Source organism: Prosthecobacter sp. (genome assembly GCF_044373815.1).
Classification (GTDB): domain Bacteria; phylum Verrucomicrobiota; class Verrucomicrobiia; order Verrucomicrobiales; family Verrucomicrobiaceae; genus Prosthecobacter.
In genome coordinates this window covers 1-15,700 of record NZ_JBIPNG010000107.1, presented here as the reverse complement: position 1 = coordinate 15,700, position 15,700 = coordinate 1, and the positions used below count along the sequence as shown (strand labels likewise).

Below are 15,700 nucleotides of genomic sequence, written 5' to 3'. Positions count from 1 at the left end.
TGGGCAACATTTGGTATGCGCCTGCAGCACAGCGCACCAAGACCAACACCGAAGCCTGCTACCTGCTGCTTCGTCACTGCTTTGAAGACCTCGGCTACCGGCGCATGGAATGGAAATGCGATGCACGCAATGAACCCAGCCGCAACGCCGCGCTGCGCCTCGGCTTCACCTTTGAAGGCATCTTCCGCCAGCACATGATCATCAAAGGCGAAAACCGCGACACCACATGGTTTGCCATGCTCGACCACGAATGGCCGCAGATTGCCACTGGGTTCCGCCGCTGGCTCTATGAAGACGACTCAATTCCGCTCGGACGATTGATTGCCGAGAGTCACAGCGTACAAGCCGGTGCATGAAGCACGCCTTTCTCCTCCTGCTGACCACCTCTGCGGCATTCGCCGCCGATGCGCCGAAACCCAAGCCCAAGCCCGAGTTTCAATATCAGACGGCAGGCATCCAGGTCAGCCTGCCGACGGCCGATGAACCGAAAGTGAAGGCTTTCGGTGCCGACACCATCAAAGCCGCCGCCAAATACCTCGATGATGGCGCCATCTGCTGGGTGCGCGAGAAAACCTGTGTGAACTGCCACACCACCGGTCCCTACCTCAGCGAGCGCCCGGCTTTGTCAAAACAGCTAGGCATACCACTGGAGGAGGTGCTGGCTGACTTCGTCAAAACCGTGCCTGCAGAGGTCAAACCGCAGAAAGAAACGGAAAAGGATGGCATCAAATACTACGGCGGCTCCTGGACGAGCATCTGGCGCTCCATGGGTCTCGCCGAATGGGACAAGCATGTGACTGGGAAGCTCTCCGCACACACGGAGCGCTCCTTGCAGGAGATGTTTGCACGCCAGTCCGCCGACGGCTCCTTCGTCAGCTTTGGCGAAGTCGAAATCCCCCACATCACCACCGACTTTGAGCTCACGCTGCAAGCCGCCCGCGCGGCCACCGCCGCCCCCGGCTGGCTCGCCAATCTCAAGGACCCCGAACTGCTCGCCCGCGTCGAGAAAATGAAGGCATGGCTGCGCAATGCACCGCCAAAAAATGACTTTGACCGCATCCTTCGTCTCCAGCTCGCGCATTACATGCCCGAGCTCGTGCCGCAGGCCCAGCGTGATACCGCGCTGGCTCTGCTGTCCTCCAAACAGCATACCGATGGCGGCTGGTCCTTGCGTGATCTGTCCGCCGTTGGTGACTGGCACTTTAAAATGAGCGACACCGTGTTGAATCTCATCAACGGCCTGCCCGATGCCGCGAAACCGGAAAGCGATGCCTACATGACTGCCTTCGCCATCGTCCTGATGCGTCAAAACAACATCCCCGCTAGCGACGAACGCATCCAGCGCGGCCTCAAGTGGCTGAAGCAGGAGCAGCGCGTCTCCGGCCGCTGGTGGATGCAGTCCCTCTATCGCGGAAACTACAGCTACATCACCTACATCGCCACGGCTCAGGCTCTGAAGGCGCTGGCCTTGTGCGACGAGTTGCACTGAGTTTCATCGCCGCGCACGCCGATACACCGCCGGAGACTCGCCCATGCGTTTGCGGAAATGCTGGGTGAAGCTGCTCGCATCCACAAAGCCGCACTGCTCCGCCACCTCGCTGGCGGTCAGCGTCGTGCGTTCCAGAAGGCGCACTGCAGCCAGCACCCGTGTCTTGATCAGGAACTCCTGCGGGGTGATGCCAAAGGCGCTTTGAAACCGCCGCTGGAGTTGCCGCAGCGACTGCCCGCAGGACTTTGCCACATCTTCAATCAAAAGCGGCTTCGCATAGTCATGCCGGATGATCTCCACCGCCTGTGCCACGGTCTGAAACACCGGCAATCTGCGCTCCGCTTCATCAGGACGCCTTAATGTGCCCATCACACCCTGCACCCGGCGTTTGGAGTCAAAGAGCGGCAGCTTCGTCACCAAAAACCAGTCCGGGATGCCCTGGGAATCCCACCACAGCTCCACACGTTCAATCACATCCACCTTGCCGGCCAGGATGCGCTTGTCGTCATCCACATAGGCCTGCGCCATGGTGTCCGGGTTCAGGTCGAAGTCCGTGCGCCCGATGATCTCCGAATCATCCGGCATCTGGTAGCGCTGCATCAGCCCCTCACTGGCGAACATGAGATGCCCGGCCTTGTTCTTGGCGAAAAAGTAAACTCCCGGGATGTGGTCAAACAGCCGCTGAAACAGCAGCGTCGGCTCCAGCGCGGCCATCCATGCGGCCCGTTGCTTTCTCCAGCGTGCGATTTCCGCCGCCGAGCGCTTGGGGCGCACGCGGGGTCTAAGAGGCACATCAGATCGCCGGGGGGTCGTCACAGAAAACAGGATGGCGTAGCGCAGGCAACGCGCAACTGTCCCGCGGGTCTCAACGCACGATCTTTTCCAGCATCACCCGGCAGTCCTCCCAGGCCACCTCATGCGGCTGCTGCTTGTGCAGCGCGGCCAGGGCTGCGGCGACGCCTGCGGCCTCCCCCATGGCCACGGCATTGCCCGTCACCCGATAGCTCGCATGTGCCACAAAATCACCACTGATGCAGCGTCCTGCCATCATGAGACCGTCCACATCCTTCGCGATGAGAGCACGGAGAGGGATGTCGTAGGGAGTGAACTTCTTCACGCCACCGCGCTCGATGGTCAGCTTGTCGTTGTCCGCCTTGCTCTTGGCATGAATGTCCACGCCAAAGGTCACACGCGCCACAGCATCAGGGTGGCGCGCCCCCTGGGTGAGATCCTCCGTTTTCACCACATAACGGCCATGAATGCGCCTGCCATCACGCACGCCGATCTGCTCCGCCGTAGCCACCACCTGCAATCCATCCCACACGCCGCCAAGTTTCCGCAGAGCGCGGGTGATGGTGAAGATCTCCTTGCGTGCGCGCACCGTGGCGGTGGTCATGGCGTCGGCGTCATCGGGGCGTACACCGTATTCGTGGTTCAGCATCAGCAGCACGATGTTGTCGCGCACATGAAAAATGGTCGGCATGCCATAGGAGGGATCCACCCCTGCGCGCTGAATTTCCGCTTTGAAGTTGGCTGTTGCCTCAACGTGCCATTTAAGGTCGCCTTGGTAAAACGAGATGTACTTTCCCATCTGTGTGACATCACGCACGACGGCCAGGGCATTCATGGTGAGTGGCTGGCAGGCGCACTCCGCCGACTTGTCTTCCTGCCCCATCCTGCCCAAATCCCAGCTGCAGCCAGCGAGGGCTCCCAGCACGCCATCGCCGGTGGTGTCGATGAATACAGGAGCCTGCCAGGCCTCACGGCCCGAGCGTGATTCTGTGATCACCGTGGTGAGCTGCCGTCCCTCGCGATAGGCTGCCACCACCCGCGTTTGCAGGCGAAACTTCACCCCTGCCTCAGTGCACAGATCCTCCAGCAGCAGCTTCATTTCGTCTGGCTCATAGACAAAGCGCCCTGAATCGCCGCCACGGCGTGCACCACGCTCATCAAGCAGGCGCGTGAGCTCCCGGGTGAAGCCGGGTTTGTCGAAATCAAAGATCCATGTGAGCAGGCCCGCCGTCCAGACACCGCCAAGACAACCATTCGTTTCAAACAAACGCACCCGTGCGCCCGCCCGTGCCGCAGCGACCGCCGCCGCCACGCCGGCCGGGCCCGCACCGCAGACAATGACATCCGCATCATGCACCAGCGTCACGCTGCGGTTGGGTTCATCAAAGTTCACTGCCTCGCTCTTACTTTCCGAAGCAGACACCCAAGTGGCAGCAGGCAGCAGCCCGGGACCAGCAAGAGCAGCACGTAAAAAGTGGCGTCGGGAAAAATCGGCAGTCTGGGGTTTCATGGAAGAGGAGGCAGAGTTTGAGTGAATGTTGCCGCTGCGCCAGTTCATTCGCCACCACCGCCGCAAATCGGGAAAAAAACCCGGCCGCGCCCGCCTGTCGCATTTCGCATGATCTTTGTCGTGACGACGCCGCCGGGTTCTGCGTTAATCTGGTCAACACAACCGCCCATGAAACCCATCGTTCAAATTTCCCTCGACCTCACCAACATCGACGAAGCGCTCGAAACCGCCGCCTTGGCCATACGCGCCGGTGTGGACTGGCTGGAGGCCGGAACGCCTCTCATCCTTGCCGAAGGCCTCCACGGTGTGCGCGCCCTGAGAAAAGCTTTCCCAAACACGCCGATCGTTGCTGATCTGAAAACGATGGATGGCGGCTACCTGGAAGCTGAAATGATGGCCAAAGCCGGGGCCACCCACGTCGTCGTCATGGCCCGCGCTCATGCCGAGACGATCAAGTGCGTTGTCAAAGCCGGTGCCGACTTCGGCTGCAAGGTCATGGGAGACAACATGGTCTGTGAAAGCATGATCGAAGGTGCAAAATTCCTCGAAGACCTCGGCTGCGACTACATCATCCATCACATCGGTTACGATGAGCGCCGGGGCATCGCCGCTGCGGGCAAACGCATGCCGAGCCCGCTGGATCAGCTCCGTGAAGTGTGTAACGCCGTCAAAATCCCCGTCCAGGCGGTCGGCGGCCTCAGTTTGGAGCAGGCCATCAAGTGCCCGCAATACGGTGCCCCGCTGGTCGTTCTCGGTGCCCCGCTGACCATTGATGCCGATGCCTTCAAAACGGCGGACGGCAATCTCGAAGCTTCGCTGCGCATGATTTGCGAAGCCGTGCACGCTCAGGACGTTCCTGCGTTTTAATTTTCAACATCCTTCCAAACCATGAAATCCGCCGCCGTCGTCAATTACGCGCCTGAAAAAGGCTCCGTCGAAATCCGTGAAATCGAAACGCCCACCATCGGCAGCGAGGACGTGCTCCTCGAAGTCGCCAATGTGGGAGTCTGTGGCTCCGATCTGCATCAGTGGACCGCCGATCATTCCTGGCCAGTGAACTATCCGGTCGTGCTCGGCCATGAGTTCGGCGGGCGCATCGTCGAAGTCGGCAAGGATGTGGAAGGCTGGAAGGAAGGCGACCGCGTCGTTTCCGAAACCGCCGCCATCATCAGCCCGAACAACCCGATGACGAAGCGTGGCCTCTACAACCTGGACCCGACCCGCAAGGGTTTCGGCTACGGCGTGAACGGGGCGATGACCAAGTATGTGCGCGTGCCCAGCCGCATTCTGCACCACGTGCCGGATCAGCTTCCCTTCGAGCAGGCCTGCCTCACCGAACCCTGCTGCGTGGCCTACAGCGCTGTGGTGAAGAATGCACGCATTGAGCCCGGCGACCGCGTCGTTGTGCTCGGCCCAGGCACCATCGGCATTCTCTGCGCTGCCATGGCGCGCCTTTGCGGGGCTCAGGTTGCCATTGTCGGCCTGCCACAGGATGCGCATCGTTTGGAAATCGCGAAGCAGTACGGCTGCGAAGTCATCATCGGTGATGCGAAGCCCTGGGCCACCGCCCGCGACGGTCTGGGCTGTGATGGCGTCATTGACGCCGCCGGCGCCAGCATCACGCTCAAGATCGCCCTCGACATCGTGCGCCCTGCCGGATGGATCAGCAAAGTCGGCTGGGGCCCGCAGCCCCTCGGCTTCAACCTTGACCCGCTGGTGCAGAAGAACATCACGCTGCAAGGCAGTTTCAGCCACAACTGGCCGATCTGGGAACGCGTCATCGCCCTGCTCAGCAGCGGTCAGTTTGATGTGAAGCCGATCATCGGCGGCGTCTGGCCCGTGACCGAATGGCACGAAGCCTTTGAAAAGATGCACAAGGGTGAAGTGGTGAAGAGCGTGCTGCGTCCGGTGTGATCGCCGGATCATCCCCCATCCCTTTAAATCGCATGAGCATTCGACTCCTGACGGCCTTGGTGCTGTCCGTTTGTGGCTGCATGGCCGCATCTCAGGCACAGACCCCAAAGCCTTCGGTGTGGATCAGCCCGCCGGGCCAGGACAAGTGCCTGGCCTTCCGCCAATTGTTTGAGCAGCCGGATGCCTGGAAGGAAACCCGGGCACGGACGGATGTGCTGTTCATCACAGACCTGAATCTGCAGCGCCATTTTACGGATGACGAGCTGCGCAAGTGGTTCGGCATGATGAAGGAATGGAAGCTGAAGCTGGCGATGGAGGTTGGGGCGGTGAAGCCCTGGGGACAGACCGGGGAGAAATGCTTCACCGCTGAGCGCAAGAACTGGGAGCGACTGCAAAGCCTGGACGCGAACCTGTATGCCATCGCGATGGACGAGCCTCTGGTCTGCGCACGCGAGCAGATCCATCAAAGCGATGAGTATGCAATGAAGGAGACCGCCGCATACATCGCTCTGGTGCGCCAGCATTTTCCGGACGTGCTGATTGGTGACATCGAGGCCTATCCTTCCTTTACCATCGAAGAGCACCGCAAGTGGATCGACGGTCTGCAGCAGAAGTTGGCCGAGAAGAAGGTGCGGGGTCTCGACTTCTACCGGCTCGATGTCGACTGGCTGCGCTTCAATGTGCAGCAGAAGGGTTCATGGAAAGAGGTGCGTGAACTGGAGCACTTTTGCCGCCAGAAGAAGCTGCCCTTCTCCTTGATCTACTGGGCCTCCGGGTATCCCGCCATGCAGAAGCGTGGCTTAGCCGACGACAGCACCTGGTGCACCTCCATAATGCAGCAGGGCTACGATTACGCCGCTGTGGATGGCAGACCGGATCAGATCGTGATCGAGAGCTGGGTGAGCGCTCCCTCTCAGTGCCTTCCGGAAACAGGGCAATGGACCTTCACCCGCTCGGTGCTGGACTTTGTGAAGAAGTTCGTCAAATAGCCTGTGTGATGGACGGCGCCCGGCCGTTCTTCTTTCTTCACCCAGTACCACCATGAAATCCATTCTCTGCCTCGCCCTCCTAGCGACCTCCGCATTTGCCCTCGATTATCCACGCGTCATTTTCTCGGATGACTTCGCCGCCGACGGTTTCGGCAAAGCCTGGGGCCACTACAAGAGCTCCAGCGTGGTGAAAGACGGCGTGCTGGTGGGCATCACAGCGCCGGAGTCGGATCATGCGGCGGTGGATGTGATCCGAATCGCTCCGGAGACTGATCTGGAAGTGTCTGTGAAGTTCCAATTCGTCAGCGATCAGGCAAAAGGCTTCAATGTCTGGCTCGATGACAAGGACTACAAAGGCGCTCACGCAGGGCACATTTGCAGCATCTCGGTGAATCCGAAGGCAGTGGTCGTTGCCGATGCCAAGGCTGGCACCTTCAGCAATGACATCTACGCGCGCAAGAAGACGGTCCCTCCTACGCTGACCGCCGAAGACAAGGCCAACATGCTCAAGTGGACGAAGTCGGTGCCCACCACGGTGTCTCTCAAAGAGTGGCACACACTCACCGTGCGCACCCAGAATGATGTGGTCGAAACCAGCATCGACGGCAAGGTTGTCAGCAGTTTCCAGTCCCCTGGTGTCGCACATGATCACAAGACGGTCGTGAGTCTTACCACCAACCGCATTGACGTGAAGTACGACGACTTCAGCATCAAGGGCGTGGCGAAATAATCAGACGAGTTTCCCTCTCACCAGTTTTTGATCCATTTGGCGCCGAGGCTGGCATTGGCCTCGGCGTCTTTGGATTTGGCCATGACGTTCTTTTCGTCTTCAGCGCAGGACCAGAGGTCGTAAGTGGAATTGATGGTGTTTTTCTTTTCGCTGTCGGCCTTGATGTATTGAAACGGACGCCCGAAGGCATCGACAAGAATGTAGCTGCTGCCCACCTTGCGCCATAAGACCTCCGGAAGGTCTTGGATTATGACGTTTTTGACCTCTTCTGTGCTGACTTTTCCATCTGACTGAGCTTCTGCGGAACCGGCCCCCTTGATTGCATCACTGCCGTCTCCACGCAGAGCTTGATACAGGCACCTGGCGGCCCCGATTCGATAGATCTTCCCAGGCACGATCTCGGCCGTTTCGTCCGCATTTACCGGTTCGGGGTATTCGCCGTGCTCTACGCGATAACGGTCCAAAGCGGCCTCGATCGGCTGCATGGCACTCCGCGTCACATTCCTCCTCGCAGAGCCCGAATTCCCGCTGCCAAGCACCAAGGCTGCAAGCAAGGCAATGATGCCGATGACAAAGAGCAGCTCTATCAGCGTGAAACCATGACCTTTACGGGTGATTTTCATGGGAAAATGATAGGTGAAACCGTGGATTTACCCAAGCCTAAAATCATTGACGCATTTCGCACAGACTTTGTCGTGGAACTGCAGGGAGTGTCTCCGTTATGCTCAGTGTCATGAATCCCAACCCAACCAGCAATGACCCAAGCACACGGCGTGCCTTCGTGAAGGCGTCTGCCGTCGCGGCGGTGGCACCCATGGCATCAGCGGTGGCGGCGGATCTGGTGCCTGTGAAGGCCCCCATGCGCGAGATCGAGACGGATGTGCTGGTATGCGGCGGTGGCTGTGCGGGTACGGCAGCGGCACTGAGCGCCGCAAGGAATGGCGCGAAGACGCTGCTGGTGGAAAAGGCCCCGTTTGCGGGCGGCATCATCACCAGCGTGGGTCTGCCCTACTTTGATGGCATTGCGGACATCAAGACGCATCGCGTCGTGGTTCGCGGCATCGCCCTGGAGTTGCTGGCCAAGACAGGTGTGTGCAAGGCGGATGCGAAGGAGATCAAACCGCACAATCCCACGATACCGAACACGTTTGAGTTCAAGGTGCTACTGGATCGCGAACTGCAGGCCTGTGGCGACAAACTGACGGTGCTGTTCAATTCGTTTGTGTGTGATGCGGAGTCTGCGAATGGCCGTGTGACCTCGGTGGTGATCGCCAACAAGGACGGACTGGTTCGCATCAAGCCGAAGGTAGTGATCGACTGCACTGGCGATGCTGATGTGGCCGCCCGTGCGGGTGCGCCCACTGAACAAAGCGCCGAAGTGCAGCCGCTGACGCTGCATTTTCGCATCGGGAAGGTCCAGCGCGTGCCGGACATCAGCAAGCTCTGCCGTGCTGCGCTGGTGAAAGCGCAGGAACTGGGAGAATTGCCGCATTTTTACGGGCCGGGCGTGATGTTCATGTATTCCAACGATGAGGTTTATGTTCATGGTGTGCGTGTTCCCGCGAATCCCACCGATGCCGCAGATTTGAGCCGCGCGGAGATGCAGGGCCGGGCTGATGCGCTGGCCATGCATCGTGCGTGGAAGCGTGATATTCCCGCCTTTGCGGACTCCTACTTTCTCGAAGCCTATCCATGGATCGGCGTGCGTGAATCGCGCAGGCTCATCGGCCAGCACATTTTGAACGAGAAGGAAATCATGCAGGGGCGTCGCTTTGACGATGCGATTGCCACCGGCTGCTGGTACCTCGATCTGCATCCGAACAAAACCGTTGTCGGAAGTGCGAATGACTTTGATCCGCAGAAGGTGCAGCCTGGTCCTTACGACATTCCATATCGCTCGCTCGTGCCGCAGCAAATCGAAAACCTGCTGGTCGCGGGCCGCTGCCACAGTGCCACCCGTGGCGCGCATGCCTCCACCCGTGTGACCGTGACCGCCATGGCCCTTGGTGAGGCGGCGGGTTGTGCGGCGGCGATGAGTTTGAAGCAGAAAACTTCGGTCGCATCGCTGAATGGTCAGCGCGTACGTGAAACTCTCTCCCAACAAAATTCCGGTCCTTTTACTGATTCTTAAACATGTCCCGTCTTCAAAACAAAGTCATCATTGTCACTGGCAGCGTCACCGGCATCGGCAAAGCCATCGCCAAACGCTGCGTCGCGGAAGGAGCCCGCGTGCTCATCCATGGTCTTGAGCAGGATCTGGGAGAGCAAACCGTCGCGGAGCTCGGCTCGGATAATGCCACGCTTGTGATCAAAGATCTCGCTGACGAAGCCGCGCCGCAGTTGCTGGTGGATCAGGCAATCAAGGCTTTTGGCAAAATTGATGCAGTGGTCAACAACGCCGCGCAGGTGGGCACAGGGAATCTTCAAACCACGGACGGTGCGTGGTTCCGCCGCATGCTGGAGATCAACTGCGTGGTGCCCTACCTCATCATCCGCGCCGCGCTTCCGCACCTGCGCGAAACGCACGGCAGCATCATCAACATCGGCAGCGTCAATGCCTACAGCGGCGAGCCCAACCTCATGCCCTACAGCGTCAGCAAGGGCGCGCTCATGACCCTGACCCGCAATCTGGGCGATACGCTCATGCGCGAAGACGGTGTGCGGGTGAACCAGATCAATCCCGGCTGGGTGCTCACGGAAAATGAGGCCAAACGCAAACGCGAACACGGCCTGCGCGAAGACTGGTATGCCGACCTGCCCAAGGTCTACGCTCCCGCCGGACGCATCCTGTGGCCCGATGAGATCGCCGCCTGTGCGGCCTGGCTGCTGGCCGATGAATGCGGACCTATCAGCGGCCAGGTGTTTGATCTGGAACAGCACCCCTTCATCGGTCGCAATCCGCCCAAAGATTCCTCCACCATTCCCTCCAAATAACCACCATGCCCAAACTCGCCGCCTTCCCCAAAGCCTTCATGCAGGCTCTCTGCAAAGAAGGAACCATGACCGTCTCCGAATGGATTCAGCTCGCCTCCAAGCTCGATGTGCAGGGCCTCGAATGGTACGCTGGCTTTCTCGAGATGGCTGATGAGAGCAACTGGCCGCGCTTTCGCAAGGAAGTCGAGGACACCGGCAAGGTGATCCCGATGATGTGCTGCTCTCCCGACTTCACCCACCCGGACGCTGCTTTCCGCGACAAGGAGATCGCGAAGCAGAAACGCTGGATTGATATGACGCATACGCTCGGTGGATCGTACTGCCGCGTGCTCAGCGGACAACGTCGTCCAGAGCTGACGCTGGATGAAGGCGTGAAATTGGCCGCTGAATCCATCTATGCCTGTTTGCCTTATGCGCAGGAACGCGGCATCACGCTGATCATTGAGAACCACTACAAGGATGACTTCTGGGAGTATCCCGAATTCGCGCAGAAGATGGATGTCTTCTGCAAACTCGTGGATGCGGTGAACCACCCGAACTTCGGTGTGAACTATGACCCTTCCAACACCTACCTCGCGGGTGAAGACCCGATTGAGCTGCTGAAGCGTGTCTCGCACCGAGTCGTCACCATGCACGCCAGCGACCGCTATCTGGCGGAAGGCACCATCGAAGATCTGCGCAAAGAAGAAGGCGGTGCACAGGGCTATGCCAAACGTCTGCGCCATGGTGAGATTGGCAAAGGCCTCAATGACTACGATGCGATCTTCACCGAGCTGAAAAGCAAAGGCTTCAACGGCTGGATCAGCATCGAGGACGGTGTGGATGGCATGGAACAGCTCGCACGCAGTGTGGAGTTCCTGAAAAAGAAAATCGCCATCTACTGGCCGGAATAAGGCACTTTTGACTCAAATCATTCCCCAAACGAATCAACCATGAAACGCCTCCTGCTCCATCTGAGTCCCTACCTCCTTCTGATCACCGCCGCACTGCAAGCACAAGAGCCGGAACGCATCCGTGATGTCATTTATACCAAGCACGACGGCGTGGCGCTGACCATGGATGTGTTCAAGCCGGTGAAGCCAAATGGCGCGGGCATCATCAAGATCATCAGCGGCGGCTGGAAGTCGAACCACAATGGCATCAGCGATGGCGGCTGGCCAAAGGCGGGTTACACGACGTTTGTGGTCGTGCATGGTACGCAGCCGCGTTTTCAGGTGGAGGAGATCGTGGCGGACCTGAATCGAGCGGTGCGCTTTGTGCGTGCTCATGCGGCCGACTATGGTGTGGATCCGCAAAAGCTCGGCGTCACCGGCAGCAGCGCAGGCGGTCACCTGAGCCTGATGCTGGCCACACGCGGCGGACCGGGCGATGCGAAGGCGGCTGATCCGATTGACCGTGAAAGCAGCGCGGTGAATGCCGTGGCATGCTTCTATCCACCGACCGATTACCTGAACTGGTTCGAGCCGGGCGACAACGCGGTGGGCATTGGCAAGCTCGCGGCGTATGCGGGGGCGTTTGGTCCGAAGGCGGCGACCGAGGAAGGACGCGCGGCATTGGGACGCGAGCTCTCATCCATCTACTGGGTTCACAAAGGACAGCCGCCCATTTTCATCGTGCATGGCGATGCTGACCCGCAGGTGTCGATCACGCAGTCACAACGCTTTCTCAAGCGCTGCAAAGAAGAGGGGTCCGTGTGCGAACTGGTCATCCGCGAAGGTGCGGGCCATGGCGGCTGGCAGGAAATGCCACAGGACACGGAGCGAATGATCGAGTGGTTTGATCTGCAACTCCTCGGCAAGCAGCCGGCCAAGGCGTTCACACTGGATGTGTCTTCCCTGCCCAGTACACCGGTGCAGAAGGCGAAGAAGCCCTGAGATCATGCCATTTGCAAACTCTTGACCATGAAGCCCTTTCTCTGCCTCCTTCTTCTCAGCGCCGCAGCTTGGGCAGATGATTCAGCGACACTCGCCGCAATGCTTGCCAAAGGTGGCGTGGTGACGATTCCGGCTGGGGATTATCATCTTGATGGCATCAAACCGCTGCCGCTCGCCTCAAACATGACCGTGTTCGCAAATGGGGCCAGATTCATTCTACCCAAGGCACTGCCTGACAAAGCGCGTGTGGTTGTGTTTGCTGGAGAGAACATCTCACACTTCACGTGGCATGGTGGGGAATTTGTGGGCCATGTGTTTGATCCTGCTCAAAGGGAGAACCTGTGGGAACCCAATGCGAACACGAAAGGCATCGAGATCACCACGATGAAAGAAGGCGGCACGCATGACATTCTGTTTCGCGAAGTGAAGTCCAACGGCATGGCCGGAGCCGTGATCGGAGTACACGGTCTGGCTGGAAAAAGCAGCGAGAGCGAAGTGACCGCCTACGCCGAACGCGTGGCGGTGGAAAGCTGCACGCTGCTGCGCAGCGGCAAGTTCATGTGGGATTACGGCTACCTGTGGCAGGTCATGACGTGGCCGGAGTCTTACGAGCCATGGGAAGTTGAGCGGGCGAGGAAGTATTTCCGCACCGATCTCATGCGTGAGGTGACCTTCAGCGGCGATCTCGTGAAGTTCGACAACACGAACCGTCCGCTGGCCATCAGCGAAACCGATGAGCCCAAAGAAGCGCTCACCTTCATGGGCGCGGATCTGCCCAAAAATCTCATTCGTGGCCGCCAGTATTTCGTCGTCGAATCCACTCCGGAACACATCAAAATTTCCGATCAGCCGAAAGGTGCGCCGGTTCGCTTTGAAGGTGGTGGAAGCGGAAGCCTGGCCTTCAATATCAGCGCGACTTACCTCTCCGCGTATGCTCCCACCGGCAGCGGGCCGGGCAAGGGAGCCTTTGACATCGTGGGTGCCAAGGACGTGCGCGTCACCGGCTGCCAGCTCAGTGCGATAGGCGACACCATGCACATCCAGCGCAGCCGAAACATTATCTTCGCGAACAACCACATCCTCGGCAGCCGCATGGGGGCATTCTTTCTGGCGGAGTACTGCCAGAACGCCACGATCACCGGAAATCTCGTGGATGGCACCAACGGCTCGCGCGTGGTGAGTGTGGAAAAAAGCTGCACGGACGTAACGATGACGGGCAACACCTTTCGCAATGGCGGGCGCGGCGCATGGATCAATCAGCCGGTCAATTTCGTCATGACGGGCAATGTCTTCGTGAACAACACGACGAAGAACGAGCCCGACATGCGGCGTGGTCGCATCTCCTACCGCACGGCCAAGCCGGGTGAGTTTCCGGAACTCTACTTCACGATCTATGAGCCTGGCGCGACCTACGGCCCCATCGTTGTGCGCGACAACATCTTTATCCTTGGCGACTCCGCACCCGACGAGGCCGTCACCTTCGCTCCCAACGGCCACGACCTGCAGTTCTCTGGCAACACTTTCCAAAACAAGGCTGCGACCATTGTCGTGGATCCCAGCTGCAAAAATGCAATGATCGAGCACAATCGAGGAGCGACGACCGTCAGCAAGCCTGTGGATTTTAATCACGGGCGGCGATGAAAATCGCTGATGTTTGCCCGTCATGCAAATCCGCTCGAAAGACGCGGATGGTCTGTGCTATAAGGAGGCCTCATGGCTCTCACCCGCATTTACCTGATTCGTCACGGCGCAACCATTCTGACTGCCGAGGACCGCTTTGCCGGCGCCACCAATGTGCCGCTGTCCGATGAAGGCCGTGCGCAGGCGAGCCGCCTGGCCCAGCGTCTGAAAGGCCTGCCGGTGGCGGCGGTTTATGCCTCACCGCTTGACCGCACGATGGAAACTGCGCGCATTCTGGCGGAACCGCATCAGCTGGAGGTGCATCCACGTGACGGCCTGCGTGAGATCTCGCATGGCCACTGGGAACAACTGACGCGTGCCGAGGTGGAGCAGCAGTTTCCTGCCGAAGCCTCTGCGTGGGATGAAGATCCCTTCACCTTTGCACCCGAAGGCGGAGAAAGCGGCCTCGCGGTGACCGCACGCGCTCTGCCGGCCCTGATGGAGATGGTCAGGCAGCACGAAGGCGAATCATTGATCGTCGTTTCGCACAAGGCAACGATCCGCCTGCTTCTCAGCTCCCTGCTCGGATTCGATCCGCGGCGCTATCGGGACAATCTGGATCAAAACCCTGCGGCCCTAAATGTCGTGGACTTCAAAGATCCAGTGCGCGCTCGTTTGATGCTCTTCAACGACACCTCGCATTACTCCGAGGACACGTTGATCAAGCCTGACACACCCAAGGCTTGTCTCTCGACCTGGTGGGCGAAATGAGCCGCGCTGTTATTTTTTCGGAGCCGTGGCTTTGAATTTCGTGAGCAGTTCCTGAACTTTTTTGCGCAGTGACAGCGCCTCCTCACTTTTCCGGTCCATGCCCTGGAGCTTGGCGTTCAGCGTCTTGATTTCGGCGGCCAGCACACGGCGATCATCTGCCGCCTTGCTCTCCTGAGTGGGCGGAGGAGCAGCTTCGACGTCGCTCCAGTCGTCGGTGCGGAAAACGGAGGCTGGGAGGTTATCGCTGTTGACGAGATTGGCACCTTCAGGATTCGCAGCCCAGGCATAGCGAACGGCCGCCGGCTGCCTCACTTCGGCACTGCTCACGATGACACTGTCAGTGCCGTCGATTTTCGCATCCGCCCAATGCCAGACACGATCTGCTCCAGCGATTTCAAAACGCTTTAAAGTCCCGCCATCACGTGCCTTCAATCCTTTGCCAGCATGATCAAAGGTCACACGGACAGCTCCATCTTTGACTTCACTCGATTTGAAAAGCGGACTGCTGTACACCAGATCGCGCCCGTAGTCTTTTGCCAGCGCCCAGCGTGCAAGCCGGTACCCCGGTGTCATTTTATCCTTCGGATGAATGTCGTTTGCCTCACCCACATCATTGATGACGGCCATGCCGGTCTTGGGCGTGCTTTCCAAGATGTGGCGCATGCGATCCTGCAGCAGCGCCCATGGGTCCGGCGTTCCGGGCGCGGTTGAGGGAACGTGGAAATTTGCGAGCTGTACGAAGTAGAATGAGAAGTCATCACCCCAGCGCTTGCGCCAGTCGCGGATCATGAGCGGCAGCGTTTGATCATAGGGCACAGCTCCGGCTTTGGCATTGCCTTCGCCCTGATACCAGATGGCACCTCGGAGGGAATATCCGGCGAAGGGATGGATCATCGCATTGAACAGCACCCCAGGTTTTCCTTCCGTCTCCAGAGGCGGCTTGGGCTCGGAGGGCTTCTTGGGAAGTCGCTTGCGTTCTTCGGCGGACTTTCCTTTCGCCGCTGCCATTGTGGCCTTCCATTTTTCCAACTGAGCTTCGTAGTTCGCCTTGGCTTTGACGGGATCATAGGCGGCGGC

Annotated in this window: 15 protein-coding genes and 1 pseudogene; 12 read left to right on the top strand and 4 right to left on the bottom strand. The window is 59.2% G+C overall.

Annotated features, from left to right (window positions below; all coding sequences use genetic code 11):
- Both ACIREA_RS11305 and ACIREA_RS11300 read left to right on the top strand, forming a co-directional pair.
- Nucleotides 1-356 (top strand): GNAT family N-acetyltransferase (locus tag ACIREA_RS11305; RefSeq protein WP_397382381.1); only part of this gene is annotated, 356 nt, incomplete at its 5' end.
- The gene (locus tag ACIREA_RS11300) at nucleotides 353-1,489 is read left to right on the top strand and encodes a prenyltransferase/squalene oxidase repeat-containing protein (protein WP_397382380.1); all 1,137 of its coding nucleotides are present in this window, start codon (nucleotides 353-355) and stop codon (nucleotides 1,487-1,489) included. The genes ACIREA_RS11305 and ACIREA_RS11300, both read left to right, overlap by 4 nt.
- 3 nt (nucleotides 1,490-1,492) lie before the next feature.
- Here the strand turns inward: ACIREA_RS11300 and ACIREA_RS11295 are convergent, their stop codons facing one another.
- Nucleotides 1,493-2,281: a helix-turn-helix domain-containing protein gene (locus tag ACIREA_RS11295; RefSeq protein WP_397382379.1), complete on the bottom strand. Its 789-nt coding sequence runs from the start codon at nucleotides 2,279-2,281 to the stop codon at nucleotides 1,493-1,495.
- Between the two features lie 73 nt (nucleotides 2,282-2,354).
- A complete protein-coding gene (locus ACIREA_RS11290; protein WP_397382378.1) occupies nucleotides 2,355-3,791 on the bottom strand; it encodes an FAD-dependent oxidoreductase in 1,437 nt (478 codons plus the stop codon).
- A gap of 168 nt (nucleotides 3,792-3,959) precedes the next feature.
- Between ACIREA_RS11290 and ACIREA_RS11285 the strand changes: the two genes are divergently transcribed.
- From ACIREA_RS11285 to ACIREA_RS11270, 4 genes are read left to right on the top strand one after another with little or no spacing between them, the layout of a single operon-like run.
- On the top strand, nucleotides 3,960-4,658 hold the full coding sequence (locus ACIREA_RS11285) for an orotidine 5'-phosphate decarboxylase / HUMPS family protein (protein ID WP_397382377.1): 699 nt from the start codon (nucleotides 3,960-3,962) through the stop codon (nucleotides 4,656-4,658).
- Between the two features lie 21 nt (nucleotides 4,659-4,679).
- On the top strand, nucleotides 4,680-5,705 hold the full coding sequence (locus tag ACIREA_RS11280; protein ID WP_397382376.1) for a zinc-binding dehydrogenase: 1,026 nt from the start codon (nucleotides 4,680-4,682) through the stop codon (nucleotides 5,703-5,705).
- 32 nt (nucleotides 5,706-5,737) lie between these two features.
- Nucleotides 5,738-6,694, top strand: coding sequence for a hypothetical protein (locus ACIREA_RS11275; protein ID WP_397382375.1), 957 nt, complete (start codon nucleotides 5,738-5,740; stop codon nucleotides 6,692-6,694).
- Between the two features lie 52 nt (nucleotides 6,695-6,746).
- Nucleotides 6,747-7,424, top strand: a complete 678-nt coding sequence (locus tag ACIREA_RS11270) for a family 16 glycoside hydrolase (RefSeq protein WP_397382374.1) — start codon at nucleotides 6,747-6,749, stop codon at nucleotides 7,422-7,424.
- Nucleotides 7,425-7,441: 17 nt separating this feature from the next.
- Here ACIREA_RS11270 and ACIREA_RS11265 read toward each other — a convergent pair whose 3' ends face one another.
- Nucleotides 7,442-8,047, bottom strand: a complete 606-nt coding sequence (locus ACIREA_RS11265; protein ID WP_397382373.1) for a type II secretion system protein — start codon at nucleotides 8,045-8,047, stop codon at nucleotides 7,442-7,444.
- A 110-nt stretch (nucleotides 8,048-8,157) separates the two neighbouring features.
- Between ACIREA_RS11265 and ACIREA_RS11260 the strand changes: the two genes are divergently transcribed.
- The 6 genes from ACIREA_RS11260 to ACIREA_RS11235 all read left to right on the top strand — a co-directional run bounded on the left by ACIREA_RS11260 (nucleotide 8,158) and on the right by ACIREA_RS11235 (nucleotide 14,623).
- Nucleotides 8,158-9,555 carry an FAD-dependent oxidoreductase gene (locus ACIREA_RS11260; RefSeq protein ID WP_397382372.1) on the top strand — a complete coding sequence of 466 codons (1,398 nt, stop codon included), beginning with the start codon at nucleotides 8,158-8,160 and terminating at the stop codon, nucleotides 9,553-9,555.
- A gap of 2 nt (nucleotides 9,556-9,557) precedes the next feature.
- Nucleotides 9,558-10,358, top strand: a complete 801-nt coding sequence (locus tag ACIREA_RS11255) for an SDR family NAD(P)-dependent oxidoreductase (protein WP_397382371.1) — start codon at nucleotides 9,558-9,560, stop codon at nucleotides 10,356-10,358.
- 5 nt (nucleotides 10,359-10,363) lie between these two features.
- On the top strand, nucleotides 10,364-11,251 hold the full coding sequence (locus ACIREA_RS11250) for a sugar phosphate isomerase/epimerase family protein (RefSeq protein WP_397382370.1): 888 nt from the start codon (nucleotides 10,364-10,366) through the stop codon (nucleotides 11,249-11,251).
- 39 nt (nucleotides 11,252-11,290) lie between these two features.
- Nucleotides 11,291-12,232: a prolyl oligopeptidase family serine peptidase gene (locus ACIREA_RS11245; protein WP_397382369.1), complete on the top strand. Its 942-nt coding sequence runs from the start codon at nucleotides 11,291-11,293 to the stop codon at nucleotides 12,230-12,232.
- Between the two features lie 27 nt (nucleotides 12,233-12,259).
- The gene (locus ACIREA_RS11240) at nucleotides 12,260-13,873 is read left to right on the top strand and encodes a right-handed parallel beta-helix repeat-containing protein (protein ID WP_397382368.1); all 1,614 of its coding nucleotides are present in this window, start codon (nucleotides 12,260-12,262) and stop codon (nucleotides 13,871-13,873) included.
- A gap of 72 nt (nucleotides 13,874-13,945) precedes the next feature.
- Nucleotides 13,946-14,623: a histidine phosphatase family protein gene (locus ACIREA_RS11235; RefSeq protein WP_397382367.1), complete on the top strand. Its 678-nt coding sequence runs from the start codon at nucleotides 13,946-13,948 to the stop codon at nucleotides 14,621-14,623.
- A 9-nt stretch (nucleotides 14,624-14,632) separates the two neighbouring features.
- Here ACIREA_RS11235 and ACIREA_RS11230 read toward each other — a convergent pair.
- Nucleotides 14,633-15,700 (bottom strand): annotated as a pseudogene (locus ACIREA_RS11230) (hypothetical protein); the annotation flags it as partial.

Coding starts and splice junctions, on each gene's coding strand:
- ACIREA_RS11300 (WP_397382380.1), top strand. CDS start 353: ATGAAGCACGCCTTTCTCCTCCTGCTGACCACCTCTGCGGCATTCGCC.
- ACIREA_RS11290 (WP_397382378.1), bottom strand. CDS start 3,791: ATGAAACCCCAGACTGCCGATTTTTCCCGACGCCACTTTTTACGTGCT.
- ACIREA_RS11285 (WP_397382377.1), top strand. CDS start 3,960: ATGAAACCCATCGTTCAAATTTCCCTCGACCTCACCAACATCGACGAA.
- ACIREA_RS11280 (WP_397382376.1), top strand. CDS start 4,680: ATGAAATCCGCCGCCGTCGTCAATTACGCGCCTGAAAAAGGCTCCGTC.
- ACIREA_RS11275 (WP_397382375.1), top strand. CDS start 5,738: ATGAGCATTCGACTCCTGACGGCCTTGGTGCTGTCCGTTTGTGGCTGC.
- ACIREA_RS11270 (WP_397382374.1), top strand. CDS start 6,747: ATGAAATCCATTCTCTGCCTCGCCCTCCTAGCGACCTCCGCATTTGCC.
- ACIREA_RS11265 (WP_397382373.1), bottom strand. CDS start 8,047: ATGAAAATCACCCGTAAAGGTCATGGTTTCACGCTGATAGAGCTGCTC.
- ACIREA_RS11260 (WP_397382372.1), top strand. CDS start 8,158: ATGAATCCCAACCCAACCAGCAATGACCCAAGCACACGGCGTGCCTTC.
- ACIREA_RS11255 (WP_397382371.1), top strand. CDS start 9,558: ATGTCCCGTCTTCAAAACAAAGTCATCATTGTCACTGGCAGCGTCACC.
- ACIREA_RS11250 (WP_397382370.1), top strand. CDS start 10,364: ATGCCCAAACTCGCCGCCTTCCCCAAAGCCTTCATGCAGGCTCTCTGC.
- ACIREA_RS11245 (WP_397382369.1), top strand. CDS start 11,291: ATGAAACGCCTCCTGCTCCATCTGAGTCCCTACCTCCTTCTGATCACC.
- ACIREA_RS11240 (WP_397382368.1), top strand. CDS start 12,260: ATGAAGCCCTTTCTCTGCCTCCTTCTTCTCAGCGCCGCAGCTTGGGCA.
- ACIREA_RS11235 (WP_397382367.1), top strand. CDS start 13,946: ATGGCTCTCACCCGCATTTACCTGATTCGTCACGGCGCAACCATTCTG.